This is a genomic window from Bradyrhizobium sp. (assembly GCF_030697065.1).
Classification (GTDB): Bacteria; Pseudomonadota; Alphaproteobacteria; order Rhizobiales; family Xanthobacteraceae; genus Bradyrhizobium.
This window is the reverse complement of record NZ_JAUYQU010000327.1, coordinates 1-6,613: the sequence shown is the minus strand read 5'-3', so window position 1 is coordinate 6,613 and position 6,613 is coordinate 1. Positions and strand designations below refer to the sequence as shown.

Genomic DNA, 6,613 nt, shown 5'->3' with positions numbered 1-6,613 from the left:
CGGTTCCAAAGCAGATTTCCGTCCGCAGCTTTGGGAGCATCACATGAAACGTCGCGATTTTCTGAAATCCGTCACCGGGGTTGCAGCGGGCGCCATGGTGCCGGCGCCGGCGATCTGGTCCGCCGCAAAGGCCCAGGCCCGCTCCGAAACGCTCCTGATCGTCTCGGAAAGCGGTCCCAACAATCTCGACATTCATGGCGTCGGCACCAACGTGCCCGGATACGAGGTGTCGTGGAATTGCTACGACCGGCTGATCAGCCACGAAATGAAGACCGGCCCCGGCGGGGTGGCGTATTACGACCGCGACAAGTTCAAGCCCGAACTCGCCGAAGACATGAAGGTCGGCGACATGTCGGTGACCTTCAAGCTGAGGAAGAACGCCAAGTTTCACGACGGCGCGCCGGTCACGGCAAAGGACGTCAAATGGTCGCTCGACCGCGCGGTCAGCGTCGGCGGCTTCCCGACCTTCCAGATGGGCGCGGGCTCGCTGACCAAGCGCGAGCAGTTCGTCGTGGTCGACGACCACACGGTGCGGATCGACTTCATCAAGAAGGACCGCCTGACCATCCCCGATCTCGCTGTGATCGTGCCCTGCGTGATCAATTCCGAACTGGTGAAGAAGAACGCATCCGAGAAGGATCCGTGGGGTCTCGAATATACCAAGCAGCAGACCGCGGGCTCCGGCGCCTACAAGGTGGCGAAATGGACCGCCGGCACCGAAGTGATCCTGGAGCGCAATGACGACTGGGTCGGCGGCCCGATGCCCAAGGTCAAGCGCGTGATCTGGCGCATGGTGCCGCAGGCCGGCAACCGCCGTGCGCTGCTGGAGCGCGGCGACGCCGATATCTCCTACGACCTGCCCAACAAGGATTTCGTCGAGTTGAAGGGCAGCGGCAAGCTCGACATCGTGTCGGTACCGTATTCCAACGGCGTCCAGTACATCGGCATGAACGTCAAGATCCCGCCGTTCGACAATCCGAAGGTGCGCGAAGCGGTCGCCTGCGCGCTTCCCTATCAGAAGATCATGGACGCGGTGCTGTTCGGGCTCGCCAAGCCGATGTTCGGTGCGGCCGCCGATGCGCCCACAGAGGTGGCGTGGCCGCAGCCGACCAAATTCGTCACCAACATCGAGAAGGCCAAGGCGCTGCTGGCTGAGGCCGGCTTTCCCAACGGCTTCGAGACCACGCTGTCGTTCGATCTCGGTTTCGCCGGCGTCAACGAGCCGCTCTGCGTGCTGGTGCAGGAGAGCCTCGGCCAGATCGGGATCAAGACCACGATCAACAAGATCCCGGGCGCCAACTGGCGCACGGAGCTCAACAAGAAGGTGCTGCCGCTCTACACCAACGTGTTCTCCGGCTGGCTCGACTATCCCGAATACTTCTTCATCTGGTGCTACGACGGCAAGAACTCGATCTTCAACACCATGAGCTACCAGTCGAAGGCGATGGATGCCTTCATCCACGGCGCCGTCGATGCCGCGGCGGTCGGCGACAAGGCGGTCTACGAGAAGGACGTCAAGGGCTTCGTCGACCTTGCGTTCAAGGATATTCCGCGGATTCCGCTCTACCAGCCCTACGTCAACGTCGCGATGCAGAAGAACGTCTCGGGCTACCAGTACTGGTTCCACCGAAGGCTCGACTACCGTGCCCTGGTGAAGGCGTAACGCCACATGCTGACCATGATCGGCAAACGGCTGATGTTCGCGATCCCGAGCTTGATCGGGGTCGTGATCGTCACCTTCCTGCTGACCCGCGCGCTGCCCGGCGATCCCGCGGCCTATTTCGCCGGCCCCGCCGCGACCAAGGAGGCGGTCGAACAGATCCGCAAGAAACTCGGCCTCGACAAGCCGCTGATCGAGCAGTTCTTCCGCTACACCGCCGACCTCGCCCAGGGCGATTTCGGCAATTCGCTCACCACCGGCCAGCCGGTCGCGACCGAAATCCGCAACCGCCTGCCGGCTTCCGCCGAGCTGACATTGCTCGGCCTCGTCGTTTCGATCGCCATCGCAATTCCGCTCGGCGTGCTCGCGGCGACCAGGCCGGGCTCGTGGATCGACCATCTCTGCCGGATTACCACCACGGCCGGCGTCTCGCTGCCGGTGTTCTTCACCGGACTGGTGCTGGTCTATGTGTTCTATTTCCGGCTGGGCTGGTCGCCCGCGCCGCTGGGGCGGCTCGACGTGTTCTACAGCGCGCCGCCGGCGGTGACCGGCTTCTATCTGATCGACGCCATGATCGCGCGAGACTTCGAGACCTTTCGCTCGGCGTTCAGCCAGCTGATGCTGCCGGCCGCGACCCTCGCGGTGTTCTCGCTGGCGCCGATCGCGCGCATGACGCGGGCCTCGATGCTGGCGGTGCTGTCGTCGGATTTCGTGCGAACCGCGCGCGCCAGCGGGCTGTCGCCGGGCACCGTGATCGTCACCTACGCCTTCCGCAACGCCATGCTGCCGGTCATCACCACGCTCAGCATGGTGTTCTCCTTCCTGCTCGGCGCCAACGTGCTGGTGGAAAAGGTGTTCGCCTGGCCCGGCATCGGCTCCTATGCGGTGGAAGCGCTGATTTCGTCGGACTTCGCTCCGGTGCAGGGCTTCGTGCTCACCATGGCCGTGATGTACGTGCTGCTCAATCTCCTGATCGATATTCTCTATGGCGTGATCGATCCCCGCGTCAGGCTCGAAGGGTGAGGTTGGAAACATGAGCAGCGCCGCCCCCGTGGTCGAACCCGCCAGCCCCGCCCGCACCTCGGGACTCGCCGCGATGTTCGAGCACACCCGCTACGTTCTTGGCGAGAACCGCGTCACCGCGTTCGCGTTCGGCCTTCTGGTCGTTATCCTGTTCGCGGCGCTGTTCGGCCCCTACATCGTTCCCTACGATCCGCTGGCGTCGAACACTGCGTCGGCGCTGAAGCCGCCCTCGGCGGCGCACTGGTTCGGCACCGACCAACTCGGGCGCGACATATTCAGTCGCGTCATCGTGGCGACACGGCTCGACGTCTTCATCGCCGTCGCATCGGTGGTGCTGGTGTTCCTGATGGGCGGCCTTGCCGGCATTGCCGGGGGCTATTTCGGCGGCTGGACCGACCGCATCGTCGGCCGCATCGCCGATACCATCATGGCATTCCCGCTGTTCGTGCTGGCCATGGGCATCGTTGCCGCGCTCGGCAACACCGTGCAGAACATCATCATCGCCACCGCGATCGTGAATTTCCCTCTCTATGCCCGCGTCGCCCGCGCCGAAGCCAATGTCCGGCGCGACGCCGGTTTTGTGCAGGCGGCGCGGTTGTCGGGCAATGGCGAATTCCGGATTCTGCTGGTGCATATCCTGCCCAACATCATGCCGATCATGATCGTGCAGATGTCCCTGACCATGGGTTACGCTATCCTCAACGCCGCCGGCCTGTCCTTCATCGGCCTTGGGGTGCGGCCGCCGACCCCCGAATGGGGCATCATGGTCGCCGAAGGCGCCGGCTTCATGGTCTCGGGCGAATGGTGGATCGCGCTGTTTCCGGGCCTCGCGCTGATGATCGCGGTGTTCTGTTTCAACCTGCTCGGCGACGGCCTGCGCGACATCGTCGATCCGCAGCGCAGGACGTGAGGATCACGCGATGACCGCGCAACCGCTGCTCGACGTCAAGGACCTCACCGTCGAATTCGCCACCCGCCGCGGCATCGTGAAGGCCGTTCAGCATGTCGACATCACGGTGGCAAAGGGCGAGACGCTCGGCATCGTCGGCGAATCCGGCTCCGGCAAGTCCGTCACCTCCTACGCGGTGATGCGGATCCTCGACCGCGCCGGCAAGATCGCCGAGGGCGCGGTGACGTTCTCCGGCATTGACGTCCGGAACGCCACCGAGGACCAGATGCGCGACCTGCGCGGCCGCGAAATCTCGATGATCTTCCAGAATCCGCGTGCGGCGCTGAACCCGATCCGCAAGGTCGGCGACCAGATCGAGGACGTGCTGCGCCAGCATGTCCAGGCCGCCGCCGGCGATCGCGGCGAGAAGGCGATCGAGGCGCTGGAGGCGGTCAAGATCGCCCGTCCGCGCGAGCGCTATCACGCCTATCCGTTCGAACTGTCCGGCGGCATGTGCCAGCGCGTGGTGATCGCGCTGGCACTGGCCTGCAATCCGCAACTCCTGATCGCGGACGAGCCGACCACCGGCCTCGACGTCACCACGCAGAAGGCAGTGATGGACCTGATCGTCGAACTGACCCGAAGCCGGGGCATGTCGACCATCCTGATCACCCACGACCTCGGCCTGGCCGCAGCCTATTGCGACCGCGTGGTGGTGATGGAGAAGGGCCGTGTCGTCGAGACCGCGCTGTCGGCCGACATCTTCGCGAAACCGGAACACCCCTACACCAGGAAGCTGATGCGCGCGACGCCGCGGGTCGGCGTGTCCCTGCGCGATCTGTTGCCGGAGGAGGAGGCGTCGAAGCTGGCGCCGATCGCGTCCCACCCAACAACCGTCATGGCCGGGCTTGACCCGGCCATCCATCTTTCTTCGCCGGACTCTTCCTCAAAGCTGGACCCCCGGGTCAAGCCCGGGGGTAACGAACTTGCAAAACCCCTTCTCCTCGTCGAAAAACTCGTCAAGGAATATCCCCGCCAGGGCGCCACGGCGACGCTGGCAAAACTGTTTTCGCGCAAGCCGCCGGTCGAGCTCGAACAGTTCCGCGCGGTCGACGGCATCAGCTTTTCGGTCGGCCATGGCGAGAGCGTCGGGCTGGTCGGCGAATCCGGTTGCGGCAAGTCCACGACGTCGATGATGGTGATGCGGCTGTTGGACCAGACCTCGGGCCGCATCCTGTTCGACGGCGACGAGATCGGCAACATCCTGCCCAACGCGTTTGCGCGGCTGCCGCTGCGCAAGAGCATCCAGATGGTGTTCCAGGATCCGACCGACAGCCTCAATCCGCGCTTCACGGCGGCGCGCGCCATCGTCGATCCGATCATGCAACTCGGCGACATCAAGGGACGTGACGCGCTGCGCGCCCGCTGCGAGGAACTGGCCGGCATGGTCGGCCTGCCGGTCAACCTGCTGGATCGATTTCCGCATCAATTGTCGGGCGGCCAGAAGGCCCGGGTCGGCATCGCACGCGCCATTGCGCTGCGCCCGAAACTGGTGATCCTCGACGAGCCGACGGCAGCGCTCGACGTCTCGGTACAGGCGGTGGTGCTGAACCTGCTGCAGGACCTGAAATCGTCGATGGGCATGAGCTATCTGTTCGTGTCGCATGATCTCAACGTGGTGCGGCTGCTGTGCGACCGGGTCATCGTGATGCGGACGGGGCGCATCGTCGAGCAAGGGCCGGCGGAAAGCGTCTTGGGCAATCCGCAGGATGCCTATACAAGGGAGCTGTTGACGGCGATTCCACATCCGCCGTTGCCGGCATGATTGTCATGCGCCGCGAAAGCGTGGCATCCAGTATTCGCCGGCGTCTGCTGGGTCGCCCCGGTCAAGCCGGGCGGAGGCGAAATGGGAGAGAATGTTGACCGTCAGCAGTTCCGATCCGCTTGACGATTATATCGACGCCGTCGGCCGGGCGCTTTCGCTACCGATCGAGGACGCCTGGAGGCCGGCGGTGAAGGCCAATCTGGAAGTGTCGCTGCGGTTGGCGCGGCTGGTCGATGAGTTCCCGCTGCCCGATGAAACCGAGCCGGCCAGTGTCTTTGCAGCCTGATATCATCATGAGCGCAAATCCCGACGATCTGTCGGCCGCGGAAATCGCGCAGGCCGTGGCCGGCGGCAAGCTATCCGCAGCCGGCGTGACGGAAGCCGCACTGGCGCGGATCGCAAAGCACGATTCCGTCCTGAATTCCTTCACCGACGTGACCGCCGATCGCGCCCGCGCGAAAGCGAAGGCGATCGACGCTGCCGTCGCGGCCGGTCAAAATCCAGGACCGCTGGCCGGCGTGCCGTTCGCCGTCAAGAATCTGTTCGACGTGCAAGGGATCTCCACCCGCGCCGGATCGAAGATCAACCGCGATCTCAAACCATCGTCGCGCGACGCCACCCTGATCGAGCGGATGGAAGCGGCCGGCGCCGTGCTGGTCGGCGCGCTCAACATGGGCGAATACGCCTATGATTTCACCGGCGAGAACGTGCATGACGGACCGTCGCGCAATCCGCATGACGTGACCCGGATGACCGGCGGCTCCTCGGGCGGTTCCGGCGGCGCGGTCGGCGGCCGGCTGGTGCCGCTGGCGCTGGGTTCCGACACCAACGGTTCGATCCGGGTGCCGTCGTCGTTCTGCGGCATCTTCGGCTTGAAGCCGACCTACGGCCGCCTGTCGCGCGCGCGCTCGTTTCCGTTCGTGGCGAGTTTCGATCACCTCGGCCCGTTCGCGCGCAGCGTGCGGGATCTCGCGCTGGCCTATGACGCGATGCAGGGTCCTGACGCCGACGATGCGGCGTGCAGCACGCGGGCGGTCGAGCCGGTCAGTGCGCTGTTGGGGCAGGACATCGGCGATTTGCGGATCGCCGTCGCCGGCGGCTACTTCCAGAAGAATGTTTTCCCCGAAGCGGTCGAGGCCGTTGCCCGCGTCGCAAAAGCGCTCGGCCCGACCAGGACGGTGGAGATTCCCGAAGCCGCGCGCGCCCGCGCCGCCGC

Annotated in this window: 6 protein-coding genes; all 6 read left to right on the top strand. The window is 64.9% G+C overall.

Translation table 11 applies throughout. From position 1 onward, the window contains the following. Nucleotides 1-43: 43 nt before the first annotated feature. Nucleotides 44-1,663, top strand: coding sequence for an ABC transporter substrate-binding protein (locus Q8R73_RS25955; protein WP_305722397.1), 1,620 nt, complete (start codon nt 44-46; stop codon nt 1,661-1,663). Between the two features lie 6 nt (nt 1,664-1,669). Next, nucleotides 1,670-2,683, top strand: coding sequence for an ABC transporter permease (locus Q8R73_RS25950; RefSeq protein WP_305722396.1), 1,014 nt, complete (start codon nt 1,670-1,672; stop codon nt 2,681-2,683). Nucleotides 2,684-2,693: 10 nt separating this feature from the next. Further along, a complete protein-coding gene (locus Q8R73_RS25945) occupies nt 2,694-3,593 on the top strand; it encodes an ABC transporter permease (RefSeq protein ID WP_305722395.1) in 900 nt (299 codons plus the stop codon). A 10-nt stretch (nt 3,594-3,603) separates the two neighbouring features. Then, nucleotides 3,604-5,397: an ABC transporter ATP-binding protein gene (locus Q8R73_RS25940; RefSeq protein WP_305722394.1), complete on the top strand. Its 1,794-nt coding sequence runs from the start codon at nt 3,604-3,606 to the stop codon at nt 5,395-5,397. A gap of 94 nt (nt 5,398-5,491) precedes the next feature. Then, nucleotides 5,492-5,683 carry a DUF4089 domain-containing protein gene (locus tag Q8R73_RS25935; protein WP_305722393.1) on the top strand — a complete coding sequence of 64 codons (192 nt, stop codon included), beginning with the start codon at nt 5,492-5,494 and terminating at the stop codon, nt 5,681-5,683. 7 nt (nt 5,684-5,690) lie between these two features. Then, on the top strand, nt 5,691-6,613 hold a 923-nt coding region (locus tag Q8R73_RS25930; RefSeq protein ID WP_305722392.1), incomplete at its 3' end, for an AtzE family amidohydrolase.